Origin of the sequence: Streptomyces sp. NPDC057963, from assembly GCF_042887155.1 — a bacterium.
Classification (GTDB): domain Bacteria; phylum Actinomycetota; class Actinomycetes; order Streptomycetales; family Streptomycetaceae; genus Streptomyces.
Genome location: NZ_JBHVPX010000033.1, coordinates 1 through 16151, shown reverse-complemented (window position 1 = coordinate 16151; position 16151 = coordinate 1). Strand labels below are relative to the sequence as shown.

15 protein-coding genes and 3 pseudogenes are annotated in these 16151 nt (G+C 70.4%); 12 read left to right on the top strand and 6 right to left on the bottom strand.

The features are described 5' to 3' along the window. Positions 1 to 158: 158 nt before the first annotated feature. Positions 159 to 611: pseudogene (locus ACFVT1_RS37605) on the bottom strand (transposase); the annotation flags it as partial. Positions 612 to 1119: 508 nt separating this feature from the next. On the opposite strand from ACFVT1_RS37605, the gene ACFVT1_RS37600 reads away from it, so the two are divergent. Continuing rightward, complete coding sequence (locus ACFVT1_RS37600; RefSeq protein ID WP_389804383.1) at positions 1120 to 2172, top strand: NAD-dependent epimerase/dehydratase family protein; 1053 nt, start codon at positions 1120 to 1122, stop codon at positions 2170 to 2172. An 89-nt stretch (positions 2173 to 2261) separates the two neighbouring features. Here the strand turns inward: ACFVT1_RS37600 and ACFVT1_RS37595 are convergent. Both ACFVT1_RS37595 and ACFVT1_RS37590 read right to left on the bottom strand, forming a co-directional pair. Continuing rightward, positions 2262 to 3299, bottom strand: a pseudogene (locus tag ACFVT1_RS37595) (sensor histidine kinase). Then, positions 3292 to 4011: pseudogene (locus ACFVT1_RS37590) on the bottom strand (response regulator transcription factor); the annotation flags it as partial. The pseudogenes ACFVT1_RS37590 and ACFVT1_RS37595, both read right to left, overlap by 8 nt. Positions 4012 to 4127: 116 nt before the next feature. Between ACFVT1_RS37590 and ACFVT1_RS37585 the strand changes: the two are divergent. The 4 genes from ACFVT1_RS37585 to ACFVT1_RS37570 are packed head-to-tail and all read left to right on the top strand — an operon-like array spanning position 4128 to position 7808. After that, a complete protein-coding gene (locus tag ACFVT1_RS37585; protein WP_389804431.1) occupies positions 4128 to 4853 on the top strand; it encodes a glycosyltransferase family 2 protein in 726 nt (241 codons plus the stop codon). Beyond that, positions 4850 to 5506 carry a DUF2064 domain-containing protein gene (locus ACFVT1_RS37580; RefSeq protein ID WP_389804381.1) on the top strand — a complete coding sequence of 219 codons (657 nt, stop codon included), beginning with the start codon at positions 4850 to 4852 and terminating at the stop codon, positions 5504 to 5506. The genes ACFVT1_RS37585 and ACFVT1_RS37580 overlap by 4 nt, the downstream gene beginning before the upstream one ends. Continuing rightward, positions 5503 to 6345, top strand: coding sequence for a class I SAM-dependent methyltransferase (locus tag ACFVT1_RS37575; RefSeq protein ID WP_389804378.1), 843 nt, complete (start codon positions 5503 to 5505; stop codon positions 6343 to 6345). The genes ACFVT1_RS37580 and ACFVT1_RS37575 overlap by 4 nt, the downstream gene beginning before the upstream one ends. Then, a complete protein-coding gene (locus ACFVT1_RS37570; RefSeq protein WP_389804377.1) occupies positions 6342 to 7808 on the top strand; it encodes a glycosyltransferase 87 family protein in 1467 nt (488 codons plus the stop codon). The genes ACFVT1_RS37575 and ACFVT1_RS37570 overlap by 4 nt, the downstream gene beginning before the upstream one ends. A 179-nt stretch (positions 7809 to 7987) precedes the next feature. Here ACFVT1_RS37570 and ACFVT1_RS37565 read toward each other — a convergent pair whose 3' ends face one another. Then, positions 7988 to 8392 carry a GtrA family protein gene (locus ACFVT1_RS37565; protein ID WP_389804376.1) on the bottom strand — a complete coding sequence of 135 codons (405 nt, stop codon included), beginning with the start codon at positions 8390 to 8392 and terminating at the stop codon, positions 7988 to 7990. Positions 8393 to 9124: 732 nt separating this feature from the next. Further along, positions 9125 to 9313 carry a hypothetical protein gene (locus ACFVT1_RS37560; RefSeq protein ID WP_389804374.1) on the bottom strand — a complete coding sequence of 63 codons (189 nt, stop codon included), beginning with the start codon at positions 9311 to 9313 and terminating at the stop codon, positions 9125 to 9127. Between the two features lie 327 nt (positions 9314 to 9640). On the opposite strand from ACFVT1_RS37560, the gene ACFVT1_RS37555 reads away from it, so the two are divergent. From ACFVT1_RS37555 to ACFVT1_RS37525, 7 genes are all read left to right on the top strand, one after another. After that, complete coding sequence (locus ACFVT1_RS37555) at positions 9641 to 11077, top strand: molybdopterin-dependent oxidoreductase (protein ID WP_389804371.1); 1437 nt, start codon at positions 9641 to 9643, stop codon at positions 11075 to 11077. A gap of 3 nt (positions 11078 to 11080) precedes the next feature. Further along, a complete protein-coding gene (locus tag ACFVT1_RS37550; protein ID WP_389804369.1) occupies positions 11081 to 11584 on the top strand; it encodes a hypothetical protein in 504 nt (167 codons plus the stop codon). Further along, the gene (locus ACFVT1_RS37545; protein WP_389804366.1) at positions 11581 to 12261 is read left to right on the top strand and encodes a methyltransferase domain-containing protein; all 681 of its coding nucleotides are present in this window, start codon (positions 11581 to 11583) and stop codon (positions 12259 to 12261) included. Before ACFVT1_RS37550 ends, ACFVT1_RS37545 begins: the two co-directional genes overlap by 4 nt. 200 nt (positions 12262 to 12461) lie before the next feature. Beyond that, positions 12462 to 13745 carry a trehalase-like domain-containing protein gene (locus ACFVT1_RS37540; protein ID WP_389804364.1) on the top strand — a complete coding sequence of 428 codons (1284 nt, stop codon included), beginning with the start codon at positions 12462 to 12464 and terminating at the stop codon, positions 13743 to 13745. A 22-nt stretch (positions 13746 to 13767) separates the two neighbouring features. Beyond that, positions 13768 to 14547 carry a hypothetical protein gene (locus ACFVT1_RS37535; protein ID WP_389804361.1) on the top strand — a complete coding sequence of 260 codons (780 nt, stop codon included), beginning with the start codon at positions 13768 to 13770 and terminating at the stop codon, positions 14545 to 14547. 52 nt (positions 14548 to 14599) lie between these two features. Beyond that, entirely contained in the window at positions 14600 to 14884 is a 285-nt protein-coding gene (locus ACFVT1_RS37530) for a hypothetical protein (protein WP_389804360.1), read from the top strand. After that, entirely contained in the window at positions 14881 to 15525 is a 645-nt protein-coding gene (locus ACFVT1_RS37525) for a hypothetical protein (RefSeq protein WP_389804357.1), read from the top strand. The genes ACFVT1_RS37530 and ACFVT1_RS37525 overlap by 4 nt, the downstream gene beginning before the upstream one ends. A gap of 55 nt (positions 15526 to 15580) precedes the next feature. Here ACFVT1_RS37525 and ACFVT1_RS37520 read toward each other — a convergent pair whose 3' ends face one another. Next, on the bottom strand, positions 15581 to 15970 hold the full coding sequence (locus tag ACFVT1_RS37520; protein ID WP_389804354.1) for a contact-dependent growth inhibition system immunity protein: 390 nt from the start codon (positions 15968 to 15970) through the stop codon (positions 15581 to 15583). Positions 15971 to 16151: the final 181 nt, after the last annotated feature.

Genomic DNA, 16151 nt, shown 5'->3' with positions numbered 1-16151 from the left:
TGTGTGTGGGCTGGGGCCAGTGTGTGTGGTGGGAGCGTTTAGCGGCCCATTTCAGGACTTTGCGTTTGACGACTCGGGGGTGTGAGCGTTTTCGGCGTGTTGGGTTGAGGTGTTGGGTGAGCCATCGGATGGCGTGATGCCAGATCGCGTCGGCCGCGTCAGCGCCCGGAGGGGGAATATGCGCCCCGCGCGACTGAACGGCGGGCGATGCGGAGGGCCTTGACGAAGGAGACCCTGTCGGGGTCCTGGCCGGCGCGCGCGGCAGTGTCAGCCATCAGGGTACGGATGGCGTAGTGGCAGCACAGGTGTCCCCAGATTTCTTGCTGGACAAGGTCGGGGGCTTTCGAGCGCAGTACCGCGCGGGGCCCGCGCTGGTGGGTTTTCAGCTCGTCGAAGGTGGTCTCGATCTCCCACCGTTGGGCATAGGCGACAGCGAGGTCCTCGGCGCCGACCTCGGCAGGGTCGAGGATCGTGGTCAACAGCCGGTACTCCTCGGCGTTGCCCCGGCCGTCATCGACTGTGTAGTCGATCACTCTGACCGTGAGCGGCTCCGTCGTGGCCCGGTTCGTGCCCGACGTCGGGACGATCCGGGCCAGCCAGGACCCGTGAGCCCGACGGTGGCGTGCAGTCCCATGGCAAGGGAGTCACGCGGGTGATCACCGAGCTCGAGATCACGGCGGGACGGCATCGACGAAGAGCTCCGGTTGGTCGCAGTGCACCCCGGCGTTTCGGCCGAGCAGGTCCGCGTCGCCACCGGCTGGGACCTGCGGGTCGCCGAAACTGCGCGCCAAGCACCTGGGCCAGCCCACCAAGACGAGGATCCGGGATCACGACGATGAGTGCGACGGGTATCGCCAGCAGCGCATGACTTGGCCGCCAGGGATCCCACAGACCCGCAAAGCGTTCGCTGAGGTCCACGTCTTCTACAGCGCACTGCTCCCGGACGGCTGACGACTCGGCCAGGTGTCGTTGGACCCGGCGAGCTGCAGTTGCCATCTGCCGGAACATGGAGTCCGGACGCGCACGATTGTCAGGCGGTCCCGTACGGTACCTGGCGAACTTCTGACGTTCCGGGGTCGTACGGTCGCCGGGCGGGCCTGTGCCCATACAGTCGGTGGCATGTTGATCCTGGTCACCGGAGGTGCGGGCTTTATCGGCTCGCAAGTCGTCACCGCCCTCACCGGCGCCGGCCACGAGGTGCGCGTGCTTGACGCGCTGTTGCCCGCCGCGCACCGCGCGTCCCCGCAGATCCCCGTCGGGGTGGACTGGAGGCACGAGGACGTCCGCGACGCGTCGGCCGTGGCCGAGGCCCTGCAGGGTGTGGACGCCGTCTGCCACCAGGCGGCGATGGTCGGACTCGGCAAGGCCTTCGCCGACGCCCCCGCTTATGTGGGCTGCAACGACCTGGGCACCGCGGTGCTGCTGGCCGGCATGGCGGAGGCCGGGGTACGGCGTCTGGTGCTGGCGAGTTCGATGGTGGTCTACGGAGAGGGACGCTACGAGTGTCCGTCGCATGGTGTCGTACAGCCAGGGTTGCGCAGGGTGGCCGACCTGGAGGCGGGACGCTTCGAACCGCCCTGCCCCAGGTGCGGTGAGCCGCTCTCCCCGGGCCTGGTGGCCGAGGACGCCCCGCTTGATCCGCGCAACGTCTACGCCGCCACCAAGCTCGCGCAGGAGCACCTCGCCTCCGTGTGGGCGCGCGCCGTGGGCGGGCGGGTGGCCACGTTGCGCTATCACAACGTGTACGGGCCCGGGATGCCGCGTGACACCCCGTACGCGGGCGTCGCCTCGCTGTTCCGGTCTGCGCTGGAGCGCGGTGAGGCACCGCGCGTGTTCGAGGACGGTGGCCAGCGACGGGACTTCATCCATGTACGGGACGTCACCGGGGCCAACCTTGCGGCACTGGACGGGCTGTTCGGCCTGCCGGAGGGGGCCGCGCGGGCGTACAACGTCGGCAGCGGCGAGCCGCACACGGTGGGGGAGATGGCCGGCGCACTGGGCGAGGCGCACGGCGGGCGGGCGCCGGTAGTCACAGGGGAGTACCGGCTCGGCGACGTCCGCCACATCACCGCCTCGTCGCGCAGGTTGCGCGACGAACTGGGCTGGAAGCCGGAGGTCGCCTTCTTGGAGGGAATGGCGGAGTTCGCGACGACCCCGCTGCGAGCCGGCTGACACTCCCTCCGGCCGGATGCCGGCCCTGAAGAGGGCGAAGGGCCGGCCCTGCCTTCCCCGTCAGCGCCGGTCCTTTGTCGGCAAGCTCCTCAGCCAGCGGCGGGCAGGCGGACCTCGAAGCGGCAGTCGCCGGGGGCGTTGCGCAATGCTGCGCGCCCCTTGCCGGCCTCCACCGATCCCGCGCATAACGCCAGGCCCAGACCTGCTCCGGCCGGTGGGGTACCGGCGTCGGTGCCACGCCAGCTGGTGTCGAAGACGCGGGGCAGGTCCCGGGCGAATGCCGCCGTAGCCGTCGGTCACCGACACGACGACGCTGTTCGCCTCCCGGCGTGCGGAGACCGCGACCGTGCCGTCGGTCGGCGTCCGGTGGATCGCGTTGACGAGCAGGTTGGCCAGGACGCGGGACGTCTCGCCGCCGTCGACCTCGACGGGACGGTCTCGACCACGTCGCCGGTGATCCGTACGCCGCGTTCCTTGGCCAGGGCGTCGGCGTCCGCGAGCGCGTCGCCGACAAGGTCGACCGATATCCGAGGGTGTTCAGGGCGAGCACGCCGACCTGGATGCGGGAGAGTTCGAAGAGGTCGCCGACCATGCCGCTCATGCGCCCGGCCTCCGCGCGGATACGGGCGTGGTAGACGTACGGGTCGCCGACCATGCCGTACTCCAGGGCCTCGGTCATGGGAAATCCGGGCGACCAGTTCGCGGCGGGAGTCCTCCAGAGCCTTCTCCCGCTCCCGGGATGCGGCGAGCTTCGCACTGGTGGCGGCGAGTTCGGCGGCGGGCGGGGTGAAACTGCTGCCGTCGCCGAGGGCGCGGGTAGCCTCGGCCAGGGCTCGGCCGCCGCGGACGACGTCGCGGCCGAACGCGAGCGCCACCGCGAGCGAGACGACCACCGCGATGGAGCGGACCATCGTCCCGATCAACAGGTCGTGGTCGGACAGGAGCATCGCCCAGGACACGAGCATGGTTCCGGCGAGCATCGCTGTGACCGTTACGGCGGCGACCACGGCCAGGAACAGCGCGACCGGGTGCTTGCACAGGAGCCGCAGGACGTCCGTGCCGAGCAGTCCGGCGCCGGCCGCACCGATGGCTGCGTCGACCGCGATGAGGAAGGTGCCACGCAGCATCATCGGCTCCGTCGTCCGCCAGGGGAGGGGCGAAGCGGTAGCCCACGCCCCACACAGTGTTGATCGGGCGGGGCGTGCCGGGTCGTCCGCGGTCTTCTCGCGCAGGCGTCGTACATGGACGGTGACGGTCGACGGGTCGCCGAACTCCAAGCCCCACATCTGGCGCATCATTTCCCCCCGCCTCGCCGCCTGCCCGGGGTTGCGCAAAAAGCACTCCGCCAGGTCGAACTCTCGGATGGCCAGGGCGAGTTCGGCGCCGTGGCGGGTGGCGCGGCGAGCGTTGGGGTCCTGGGCGAGGGATCCGGCGCGCAGCCGGGACTCGGCCGGTGCGGTCTGGGCGGCGGCCGGTGCTCCGGCAGGGCGCAGCACCGACTGCACCCTGAGTGCGAGTTCGCGGGGGACTGAAGGGCTCGGTGACGTAGTCGTCCGTCCCGGCCTCCAGGCCGAGGATGCGGTCCTCCTCGTCGCCGCGCGCCGTCAGCGTGATCACCGGGAGAGGGCCGTTCTCGCGGATGTGGCGGCAGACTTCCGGCCCGTCCATGCCGGGCAGCATCAGGCCCAGCACCACCAGGTCGGGCGGCTGGGCGGCGGCCCGGACCACGGCGGCGGGACCGTCGCCGGCCGCGTCGACGGCGAAGCCCGCCCGGTCCAGGTAGCCGGCGACGACCTCGGAGATGGCGGGGTCGTCGTCCGCGACGAGTGCGCGTTTCACGCCACCGAGTCTCGCGCCGGCGTTCGGCCGTTGGCGGGAGCGGCGGCGGACTTCAGCGATCCACAAGATCGCCAAATCCCTTTTGTCCGCTTCGTCCTCGTAAGGTGAGTGGGGTGATCGAGACATCTTCCCCTTCGCCTGCTCCTGTGGACGTGGTGCTGCCCTGCCTAGACGAGGCCGAGGCCCTGCCGTGGGTACTGGACCGCATCCCCTCGGGGTGGCGCGCGATCGTCGTCGACAACGGCTCAACCGACAGTTCGGCGGACATCGCCCGCGCCCGCGGGGCGCATGTGGTCCACGAGCCGCGGCGCGGCTTCGGCGCCGCCTGCCACGCGGGTCTGACCGCTGCCACGGCCGAGGTCGTCTGTTTCTGCGACTGCGATGCTTCCCTCGACCCCACGCTGCTGCCCTCTGTCGCCGGGCCCGTCCTCGACGGCTCCGCCGACCTCGTACTGGGCCGCCGCAGGCCCGTCACGCGCCGCGCCTGGCCACTGCATGCCCGCCTGGCCAACCGGGAGCTGGCCCGTCTGATCCATCGGCGCACCGGACTGCGGCTGCACGACCTGGGTCCAATGCGCGCCGCCCGCCGCGAGTCCCTGCTCGCCCTGGACCTGACCGACCGGCGCTCCGGCTACCCGCTGCAGTTGCTGGTCCGCGCCGCCGACGCAGGCTGGCGGGTGGCGGAGACGGATGTGCCGTACCGCCCGCGCACGGGCCGCTCGAAGGTCACCGGCACATGGCGCGGCACCTGGCAGGCGGTACGTGACATGCGCGCAGTTCTCGCGGAACGGCCCGCCGGCGACCCGGTGTCGGCGGCAACCACCCGGGGAGGCGGACGATGAACGTCCGGCATCCGGCCACGGGGCCGGCCATCCTGCTGGTCATCGCCAAGGAACCCGCCCCGGGGCGGGTCAAGACCCGGCTCACCCCGCCCTACACGCCCCAGGAAGCGGCCGCTCTTGCCGAGGCCGCCCTCGCCGACACGCTACACGCGGTGCTCCAGGCTCCCGCCCGGCGCCGCGTCCTCGTTCTCGACGGTGCTCCCGGTCCCTGGCTGCCGCCCGGTATCGACGTCGTGCCCCAGGGATCCGGCGGCCTGGACGAGCGGATCGCGGCCGCCTTCGGCCACTGCGATTGCGGACCGGCCCTACTGGTCGGCATGGATACTCCCCAACTGACCGCGGACCTCTTTGCGGCTGTCGGCAGAGACGGCCACGACGCCTGGTTCGGGCCGGCCACGGACGGGGGATTCTGGGCGCTGGGTTTCGCCGATCCGGCGCGCGCGGCGGCCCTCGCCCGGGGCGTGCCGATGTCCACCGACCGCTCCGGGGCGATCCAGCGGTGCCGACTCGTCGAGGCGGGGCTGAGCGTGAGCGACCTGCCGGTGCTGCGCGATGTGGACACCGCCGCCGACGCCGTCGCGGTCGCCGCCTGCTGCGCGCCCGGCTCGCGCTTCGCCGCCACCATGAACTCGCTCGCGGAGGCTGGGCGGTGAGCGGCACGGCAAGCGGTACGGACCCTGCCCTCACCGAATCGACGACGCAGACTGCGGCTCGACGACATCCGCAGACCGTGGTGGTGTGGCCTGCCCAGCTCAACGCCCAGACGCTTTCGGCCGATCGGCTTGGTGCAGCAGAGCCGGGCGAGCCGTGGACCGAGGCCCCCTACGCCCACGCTCTGCGCACCGGTCGCGGTCCGCTCTTCTTGCGCCGCCTGTCGCCACCGGCCCATCCGGACGGCGCCGGAAGGGAGGGGGAACTGCTGCCACTGGACGTCGAGCGCTGGTGCGCTGTCCCCGACGCCGCCGACACCGGAGTCTTGCACCGTTGTACTGGCCCCGTTCTCGATGTCGGCTGCGGACCGGGCCGTCTGGTGGCGGCCCTGGCCGCCCGGGGCCTTCGGGCGCTCGGCGTGGACGTCAGCCCGGCCGCGGTGGCCCGGACCCGGCAGCGCGGGGGTACTGCCGTGCGCCGTTCCGTCTTCGACCGTCTACCGGGGGAAGGCCGTTGGGACACCGTCTTGTTGATGGACGGCACCATCGGTATCGGCGACGACCCGGTTGCTCTCCTCGGCCGCCTCCGTGCTGTGGTCGTGCCCGGCGCGCGCCTGCCGGCAGAGGCGGACTCGCGCGACGCGGACGAGCGCCTCACCGGCCGCGCCTCCCCCAGGTCCCGCCTGGGCGCCGCCGCCCTGCTGCATGCAGCCGAGGCTGCGGGGTGGACCCTGACCGGCCGGTGGACGGCCCAGGGCCGCCCGTTTATGGGACTGCACCGCCCTCAGCCTGTGCATCACGACAAGCACGTCACGGTCACCGGGAGGCCCGGACACCCATGAGCGACACCGCCTCCCCACACCATCAATCCCCCCAGCCACTGCCAAGGCAGCCCTCCGCACCCATGAACCGCACCTGGGGCCGTAACAGCACTTTCGCCACCGCGGCTCTCCTCGCCGCACTCACCATCGTCGTCGTCGACACCCTTCGTGCGGGCGACAATCAGAGCAACCTGGGCGGCCTGCTGGCCGGCTACGGCGTCGCGTGGGCGCTGTTCGCCGCCGCGGTATGGGCTGTGCGCAAGGCCCCGGAGCGAGCCGCGACCGGCCTGGTCCTGGCCGGTGCGGCTGCCGTGTCGCTGGCGGCGCTCGCCGCACCGCCCCGCACCAGCAACGACATGTACCGCTACGCCTGGGACGGCCGCGTCCAGGCCGCCGGGATCTCCCCGTACGCCTACCCGCCCGCCTCACCCGAACTCGCCAAGCTGCGCGACGACTGGCTCTTCCCCACCAAGGGCTCCTGCCAGGGCTGGGGACTGACCCGAACGGACAGCGGCGGGTGCTTCCGCATCAACCGCCCCACGGTCCCCACCATCTATCCGCCCGTCGCCGAGGGCTGGTTCTTCGCCGTTCACGTCCTGTCACCACCGGACAGCCGCCACAAGCCGCTCCAAGTTGGGGGCGCCGTCCTGGCGTTCGGCACCACCCTCGCCCTGCTCACCGTGGGGCGCCGACGCGGCGACCCGCGCCGGGCCCCGGCCCGCGCCGCCCTGTGGGGGTGGTGTCCGGCAGTCCCCTTCGAAGCGGTCAACAACGCCCACATCGACACTCTCGGCGTCCTGCTCACCGTGCTCGCTCTCGGCACCGCCACCGCGGGGGCCCGCCGTGGCGCGCTCCTCGGCGCCGCGATCGCCGTGAAACTGCTGCCCGTTCTGGCACTGCCGGGCGCCCTGTCCGGTGAGCGCAGTCCGGCGCGGGTGGTGCGCGTGGTGTCGGCCTTGCTCGCTGTTGTCGTGCTCGCCTACCTGCCCTACGTCATTGCTTCCGGCGCGGGCGTCCTGGGCTATCTGCCGGGCTACCTCCAGGAGGAGGGGTACGAACCCGGGGACGTGCACCGCTTCGCCCTGCTGCGGCTGCTATTGCCGGACACCGCCGCAGGAGTGACCGTCATCGTGCTGCTCGCACTGACGGCCCTATATGTGTGGTGGCACGGCGACCCGGCCCGCCCTTGGCGCGGTGCCCTGTTGCTGACCGGCACGGGCCTGCTGCTGGTCTCACCCAGCTACCCCTGGTACTCGCTGCTCGTCGTCGGCCTCGTCGCGCTCGACGGCCGCTGGGAGTGGCTGACCGTCACCGTCGCGGGCACCGTCCTCTACCTCAGCACCCGGCTGCTGCCTGGCTTCCCTCTCCAGGCGTGGGCATATGGCACGGCCGCCGTGTGTGTCGCGCTCGGGGCCTGCCTGCGCTCCGCCGCGGCACGGCGTCTTTTGGACCGACGCCGTGGCCGGAGCCTGCCGCGTACCTGACGCGGATGGCAGACGCCGGCCGGGTGTCCCGGAGCCGCTCGCCGCCGCGAGCCCGGGCGCTGCACGCCGCGGACACACAGCGCCGGTTCGGCGTCAACAACCCGGCTCAGGGACCGGCCACCGTGGTGTGGCGTGCGGGGCACTGATCCTGGCCGCCGACTTTGTCCGGCACCACGGCATCAGCGGTGGCGCCGGAACACGACCAGCCGTAGCACCGTGAAGCGCAAACCGGTCACCAGGGCAAACGTGGGAACCAGCACCAAGGTCTCCGCCGCCGGTGAGGAGGTGGGCCGGTAGCGGAGCAAGAGCAAGAGCACGCCTGAGGTGATCAGGTACGTCAGCATGAACAGGCCGCCGGCGCCCGCATGCGCCCGGACGGCCCGGACCGCAGACCCACGGAAAGTGAGCCGTCGGTTGGCCTCGGTGTTGAGAACCGTGACGACGACGAGGGAGACAAGATTCGCCAGCACGGGCGGCGACCAGTGCCGCATGCCCCAGTACAGCAGCGCCTGGGCCACGGTGGAGGCGAGACCGATCAGGATGAACCAGCCAAGCTCCCTGGTCAGCCCGGTGCGGCCGGGCAAGGCGGCGGCGTGGTGCCCTGCGCTGAGGCGTCTCACCCGACCATCATGAGGCCACCTCCGAGGCATCCGTCGACTTGTGCCGAGCAACGGCTCGGCCGTTCGGCTGGCGGCGGCCACCCGGCTATACGCCGGACCTGGCCTGCCGCCGGGACCTGTGTCAGCTTGCAGACCCGCGCGAGGTTGTAGGTGCCCCCGTGCCAGACACTGATGGCACCAGGCGATCGTCCCCCTTAAGACGCCAAGATGGAGGAGACGGCCGATGGTCAATGGCTGACGGGCCGCCGCATCGAATGCGTCCGGCGAGCCGCAGCTCGCGACGGATGAAGGGCATGCGCGGGAGCGTTTCAGGGGGCACACCCGGCTGCGGCGGCTCTCACCGGCCGGGCTGCCGCCAGTCCCCGGACCGTCGCACGGCGGGTCGGGCAGGCGCGCCCCGCCGGCGGGGCCCCACCCAGCCCGCACGCGGCCTCCACCGCAGGTCACACCGCAATTCCTGGACGGCTTCGAAGTCCGACAGCCCACCCATGCAGGGCCTGCAATGCGATCGCGGCAGCCAGCACCTGCGGTGGCATGCTCGGCCGCCCGTTCGCAGAACGGGTACCTGTCCGCGAACATCTCAGCCGGGAACACCGCGATGCTCGGCCAGGAACGCGAACGCGCTCCCCGACGGGATCAACTCCCGGCAGGTCTCCCACACATCCGGCCCGACCGTCTCCCCGGCCCATTTCCCCATCACCAGAAGAAACAGTCCGGCCCCGACGCCCGCCCGCCAGGGACAGACCTTAGCCAGGCGAAGCCGTACCAGATCAGGATACGGCCCGGGTCACCGCGCACGCCGTCGGTGCGAACCGCGGTGACGACGGCCGCAATGAGCGCGGCGGGCAGAGCGATGGTGGTGGCGGTGCGCAGACGGACACCCACGGTGCCACCGTGACATCCAAGGGTCTTGCGAACGGTCACACGCGGCCGGTTCGTCCGCATTCCGTGGGGAGGCCCGTACGGTCACGGTGATCGGCCACTTGCTCGGCGCGGCCGTCGTCGGGGCCCGCATGGAGGCACATCCGGCAGTCGGCAAAGCTCCAGCGACGCCGGAGCCGAACCCAGGGCCGGGTGCACCGTTCGGCTGGGCATATGGGTTCAATTGACCCAGTGGTAGCCATTTATGGATGTTCCTGGGATATGTACTGAAGGCGCAACTGTAGCCGCCTGCTCTCAGAGAGAGTGGACCTGCGACGGAGGAGACGACGGATGGGTGGCGGACAGCCGTCGGCTCCCGGCACGTCCGGGGGGCCAGAGCGTCCGACGCCGGGCGAGCCCCCTGCGCGCGGCCGCGTCGAGCGGATCGCCGCCGGCGCAGCGGCTCGTGTCGCCACGGCTGCCGCCCGTGCCCGGGCGATCGCGCGGCGGGTCGAGCAGACACCTGCGCCTCCGGGACCCTTCCGCCCTGGGTTCTGGCGCAGCCCGATCCGCGGCCCCTGGCTGACATCGGTCTTCGGCCTGGTGCTGCTGGTCGGCATCCCGGTGCTCTTCGTCACCGGCGCACTGTCCTACGCCGCCTACAACCCGGATCTGGGCCCCCTCAACGACCAGACCCCCGACAAGGGCCTGCTGGGCTTCTACCTGTTCGACTGGCCTACGCATCCGTACTGGCTGTACCGGCTGACCCAGGGCGTGCACGTGACCCTCGGCGTCGTCCTGGTCCCTGTACTGCTGGCCAAGTTGTGGTCGGTCATCCCGAAGCTGTTCGAGTGGCTGCCGGTCCGGTCGGTCGCCCACGGGCTGGAGCGATTGTCCCTGCTGTTGCTGGTGGGCGGGGCCATCTTCGAGTTCGTCACCGGCATCCTCAACATCCAGCTGTACTACGTCTTCCCCGGCTCGTTCTACACCCTGCACTTCTACGGCGCCTGGGTCTTCATCGCCGCTTTCGTCGTTCACGTGGTGCTCAAACTTGGCCGGATGACCCGCGCCCTGCGCTCACGCAGCCTGGCAACCGAACTGCGCACCGACCTGGTTCATACGAGGCCCGAGCCCCCCGACCTGGACGGACTGGTGCCGACCGCACCCGCGGCGCCCACGATGACCCGGCGCGGCGCCGTCGCGATGGTCGGGACGGGGTCGTTGCTTCTGCTCGTGGTCACCGCGGGGCAGAGCATCGGCGGCCGGCTGCGCAACACCGCCCTGCTCGCCCCGCACAACCGCAACCCGGGTGGCGGCCCGAACGGCTTCCAGATCAACAAGACAGCGGCTGCGGTCGGCGTCTCCCCGGCACACATCGGCCCGAGCTGGCGTCTGGCGCTGCACGGTCACGGGACGACGCCACTGGTCTTCACCCGTGAGCAGCTCCTCACGATGCGCCAGCACGCCGCCGCGCTGCCGATCGCCTGCGTCGAAGGATGGTCCACCGAGGACCAGCACTGGAGCGGCCTGCGGCTGGCGGATCTCGCCGCTCTGGCCGGCCTTCCTGACGCCGGAAGCGTGCTGGTGGAATCGGTCCAACCACCCGGCCCATACAGCTCGGTGGTCCTGCGCGGCAACCAGATCCACGATTCCCGGGCCCTGCTCGCCCTCCGTGTCAACGGCGCGGACCTCTCCATCGACCACGGCTTCCCGGCCCGCGTCATCGTCCCGGCCAACCCCGGTGTGAACAACACCAAGTGGGTGCACCGGCTCACCTTCAGGACCTGAACCATGGCACGCTTCGTCCGCTGGTACGGCTCCGGGCCCCTGCATCTCCTCGTGCTCATCTGCTCGTTCGCCCTTGCCGGCTACGCCATGGTGCGCCTGTTCGCCGTCCGGCCGATTGACGTGGCGATCTGGTTCGTGGGCGCGGCGATCCTCCACGATCTGATCCTGCTGCCCCTGTACTCGCTCGCCGACCTGTCCGCCCACTCCGTCCTGCGGCACCGTTCGGGCGGCGTACCGCAGGTGCCGTTGATCAACTACCTGCGCGTCCCCACCTTCCTGTGCGGGGTGCTGCTCCTCGTGTGGTTCCCCCTCATCCTGGATCTGGCGATCCCCTACCAAGGCGACACGCGACTGCATGAAGGGGTCTACCTCGGCCGATGGCTGGCGATCACCGGTGTGCTCTTCGGCGCCTCGGCGCTGGCCTTCGCACTCAAGCTGCGCCGCGTCCGCCGGGCTGTCCGCGCCAACGAAGAACGCCCCCCGACCGGCCCCGACGGCCAGCCGTGACGACCGAGGAGAACCGACCTCAGCCCGCACACCAGGACCCCTACGCACTGGCCCTGCGAACCGGCGGCGGGCCGGTGTACCTGAGGCTGGCGTACGGACGGTGGACCCGGTTGCCGGTGCACCGCTGGTACGCACAGCCCACCAGGGCCGACGAGACGCTGCTGGAGCGCTGCGTCGGCCCCGTTCTGGACATCGGCTGCGGACCGGGCCGCCTGTGCAGGGCGCTCCTGCACCAGGGCATTCCCGCCCTCGGCATCGACGTTGCCCCGCGGGCGGTCGCCCGCACCACCGCCCTCGGTGGGACGGCACTGTGCCGGTCGGTGTTCGCCCCCCTTCCTGGCGAGGGAGCCTGGCAGACCCTCCTGCTGGCCGACGGGAACGTCGGTATCGGCGGCGACCCCCGTGCCCTGCTCCGACGGTGTACCCAGCTCATCGCGCCGGCTGGTGTCCTGCTCGTCGAGGTCGAGCAGATCGACGTTGCGGAGCGCTGCACCGCATGGGTGGAAGACACCCATGGCCATCGGGGTCCCACGTTTCCCTGGGCACGCCTGGGCGCTCCGGCACTCAGCCTCATCGCGCCAGAACTCGGCCTCGGGGTCACCGACGAGTGGCAGAGCGATCAACGGAGCTTCCTCGCGCTCAGCCCTCAGTGCACTGCCCGGGGGCGTCCCAGCTGACTGGGGATGCGATGGCGAGGGCATCGCTCGGGCTCCGGTAACGACCAACCAGGTGGCCTCGCCGGATCGTGGTACTCCGTCATGACAACAGCGGCAGCGGGAGGTCCGGCCCGCCGATGGTGCCGCTTGAGTGAGGTCAGTTCGCTGCGCAGGGAGGCTGTGATGGATCACCGACCGGCACCTGATGTGGGCCTGTCCCGATGGCGGCGGCTCAGACCGTCCTGGCCGAGCCCGGGGCAGACGGGCTGCGGTCGGTGAGCGCGCGACCGATCGGTGACCACGCCCTGCTGTCCGACTGCCGCTCGGCCGCCCTGGTCACCTCCGAGGGCTCGGTGGACTGGCTGTGCCTTCCCCGCTTCGACAGCCCGGCGATCTTCGCCCGGCTCCTCGACGAGGATGCCGGCCACTGGTCCATCCGTCCCGCCGGACCCGCCGACGTCAGCCGCCGCTACGCCGAGGAGACCCTCGTTCTGGAGACGACCTTCCGCGCAACTGGAGGCACGGCAGTCGTACGGGACGCGCTCACCCTGGGACGGCGCGAGCGCGGACACGCACTCGGCGACGCCTCCCCCGGAATTCTGCTGCGCCAGGTCACCTGCACCGAAGGACAGATGACCCTCGACCTCGCCTACGCGCCACGCCCGGAGTTCGGACTCGTCCACCCGCTCCTCTCACCGGTCCGGGGCGGGCTTGCAGCGTACGGCGGCGCCCACGTGCTACTGCTGTCCAGCCCCGTCGACCTGACGGTGAGCGGTGCCACCGCGTACGGCCGGTTCACATTGCGGACATCGGACCGCCTCGGCTTCGCGTTGCACGTCGGGCCGGCGTGGGGCAGCGAGCCGGCGCACTGGCGGGAGGGGCGTATCCGGCGGCGCTTGAACGACACCGCCGAGGGCTGGCGCTCGTGGTCCCGGCTCCACCGCCGCTACGTCGGCCCCTGGCAGGACGAGGTGGCACACAGCGGACGCGTGCTGCGGGGACTGACCTTCGCCCCTACGGGAGCCATCGTGGCCGCGGCCACCGCCTCACTGCCCGAACTGCCTCAGCAGCGATCCGATCAACCTCGAAGAGTGTCATGGCTGCGGGCGCCGACGGCGCGTCGCGGCCCGCACCGCGGACGGCCCCTGGTGCCAGCACTGCCGACCCCGCACCGCCGCGACCTGCGGGATCTGCGGGATCTGCGGGATCTGCGGGCGATGGACACCCTGCGAGATCTCCTCCGCCAACGGCGAACCGTGGTGCGACCGGTGCCAATCTTGGTGGGCCCGCTGCAGCGGCTGCCACACCATCGCGTCGATCTGCGGCGGCACACGCAAGACGCCGTTGTGCGCGAGATGCCTCAACCCCGACCCAGACTTCTGGGAACGCTGCCCGATCTGCACATCCACCTGGCAGACCAGCGCACACCGGCCCTGCCACCGCTGCACTCTCACCCAACGCGCCGACGAGGTTTTCGCCGGCCCCGACGGGTCCATTCGCCATGAACTGGCCCCGCTGCACGCCGCGTTGACCAGCATCGACCGACCGGTCACCGCAGTCGCCTGGCTGTCACGGCCGGTCGTCGCCCGGCCGATGAAGGAGATCGCAGCCGACCAACGCGCGGTGACCCACGACGTCCTCGACGAGCTCACGGCCGGCAAGACCCTCGACCACCTGCGGGCCGTTCTCGTCGCCGGAGGCATACTGCCCGACCGCGACGAGCGCCTCGTGAAACTCGAACGCCGGACATCCCGGACCGTCGCATCCCGTGACGATCACGAAGAACGAGCGATCCTGCACCGCTACGCGGTCTGGCACCACCTACGACGCCTGCGAGGCCGCCTCGGCGTCGGCCACACCACCCACCTACAGATGGCCAACGTCCGCAGCCACATCACCGCCGCCGTCAACTTCCTGGACTGGCTGTCCAGCAGGGGCCTGACCCTCACCACCTGCACCCAGCCCGACCTGGACCAGTGGAAAGCAGGCGAGGACCTCAGCTACCGGGACCAGACCGGCCACTTCATCCGCTGGGCAACCAAGAACCGGCTGGCAAAAGGGATGACCTTCGGCGCCGAGCGCTGGCAGGGCCCGGTGGGCCCCCACGACTCCGAAGGCCGGTGGGACGACGCCCGCAGACTCCTCCACGACGCCACGCTGACCACGGCCGACCGGGTCGCCGGACTACTCCTGCTCTTCTACGCCCAACGGCTCAGCACGATCAGCAGCCTCACCGTCGATCAGGTCACAGAGGCGAACGGCCGGGTTTCGATCCAGCTGGGAACCTCCCCCGACCGTCCTGCCTGAACCGCTCGCCACACTGGTCCTCGACCTGATCGCAACACGACGCCCCTACACAGTGATCGGACACACCGACCAAACGCGCTGGCTGTTTCCAGGCCAGCGCCCAGGCCAGCACATCAGCGCCGACCGGCTCGGCCTACGGCTGATCGCCGTCGGAATCCAACCCGGCCAGACCCGGTCATCTGCCCTGTTCGCGCTCGCCGAAGAAGTCCCCGCAGCGATCCTGGCCCACATGCTCGGCATCCACATCCAAGTCGCCGTCCAGTGGCAGAAGGCATCAGCCGGCGACTGGGCCTCTTACGCCGCCGATGTCAGCCGTCGTGTCCCGGAAAACCGATGAAGCTACCCATCACCATCCACCAAGCACGGCTCGGCACCGTGGAGTTCAAAGTCATCCGACCAGCCCAGCCATTGGTCCACGCCGTGCTCGCCGACCACGATCGACACCTGGACGCCTATCTCGATCAAGACGCCGCGCGGCGAATCGGCGGTCTATGGACGCTCGCTGCCTCTTCACCGCGCTCACTGGTCCACCTGCCGATGCGCGGTAACCAAGCCCCCTCCCGCGAGCTGCTGGAAGACGGGATGCGTCAGCTTGATCTCGTGCTGCTGCATCACTCGCTCCAGTTCGCGCCTTCACGATGGAAGGAGGTGCGCGGGCGACTCGGCCCGGGTCGTTCGCAGACCGTGACGCTGCCCGATCCGGGACATACAGGCGACGCTGTGATTGACCACGAGGCACGGCATTACCGGGAGAACCGGGACCTGTTCCACCAACATCTCCACGCCGAGACTCTGTTCATGACCGGCAGCGCGAAGGTGTTCAGGGAAACCGCCCGGCACTTCTTCGACGTCGCCCGAAACGGTCCCAGCTACGTCCCCGTCCATCCCAGCTACCCGTACTTCTCCACAAAGCTCCACTCCAACGACGGCATTCTTGGCAACGCGCGAGAGATCCACATTGAGTACTGCGACCAGTAGGACTCATGAACCGACGGACAGGACCCCGCCCCCTATGACGGGCTGACTCGGGACTTCAGCAACTTGTAGTCAGGAACCGTTCGACGTCTCGCTGGAGGGCGGGTGGCATGTCGACCAGCTCCGAGACGATCACGCGAAGCTCGTGCCGGAGTTCGGAAGACTCGTTCCAGACCGCTGGGTTCCTGGTGAGGACTGCGGAGAGCAGATCACCTGGGTACAAGTCGCCCTCTGCCACCGGATCCTCCCGCAGAAGCTCCAGCGCTATCGGAAGGAGGTGCAGCAATCCCACGTCCTGTCGGATCAACAAGCGCATGTCCTCCACGGTCAGCTCGCCGATCGGCTGACGCCGAAGGGCATGCGCGGCTGCCACGAGACGGGTCGCGTCAGCTGGAGGGGCTGGCCAGCGGTCACGGTCAAGCTCTTCGAGGGAGCGGTCGCGGTTCACAGGTCGAGTCACCGGTTGATTGCCTCTCTTCGAGAACGCAGTCTGAGGCATTCGGACACTTCCAATACCTGACTCCACCATTAAGACCGTGTCCTATGTGGTGAGTCGGAGGAGTCGTTTGTAGCAGCAGAGTGCGGCGGCGAGTCCGAGGAAGGCCAGGTAGTTGCGGGGATGGCGTTCG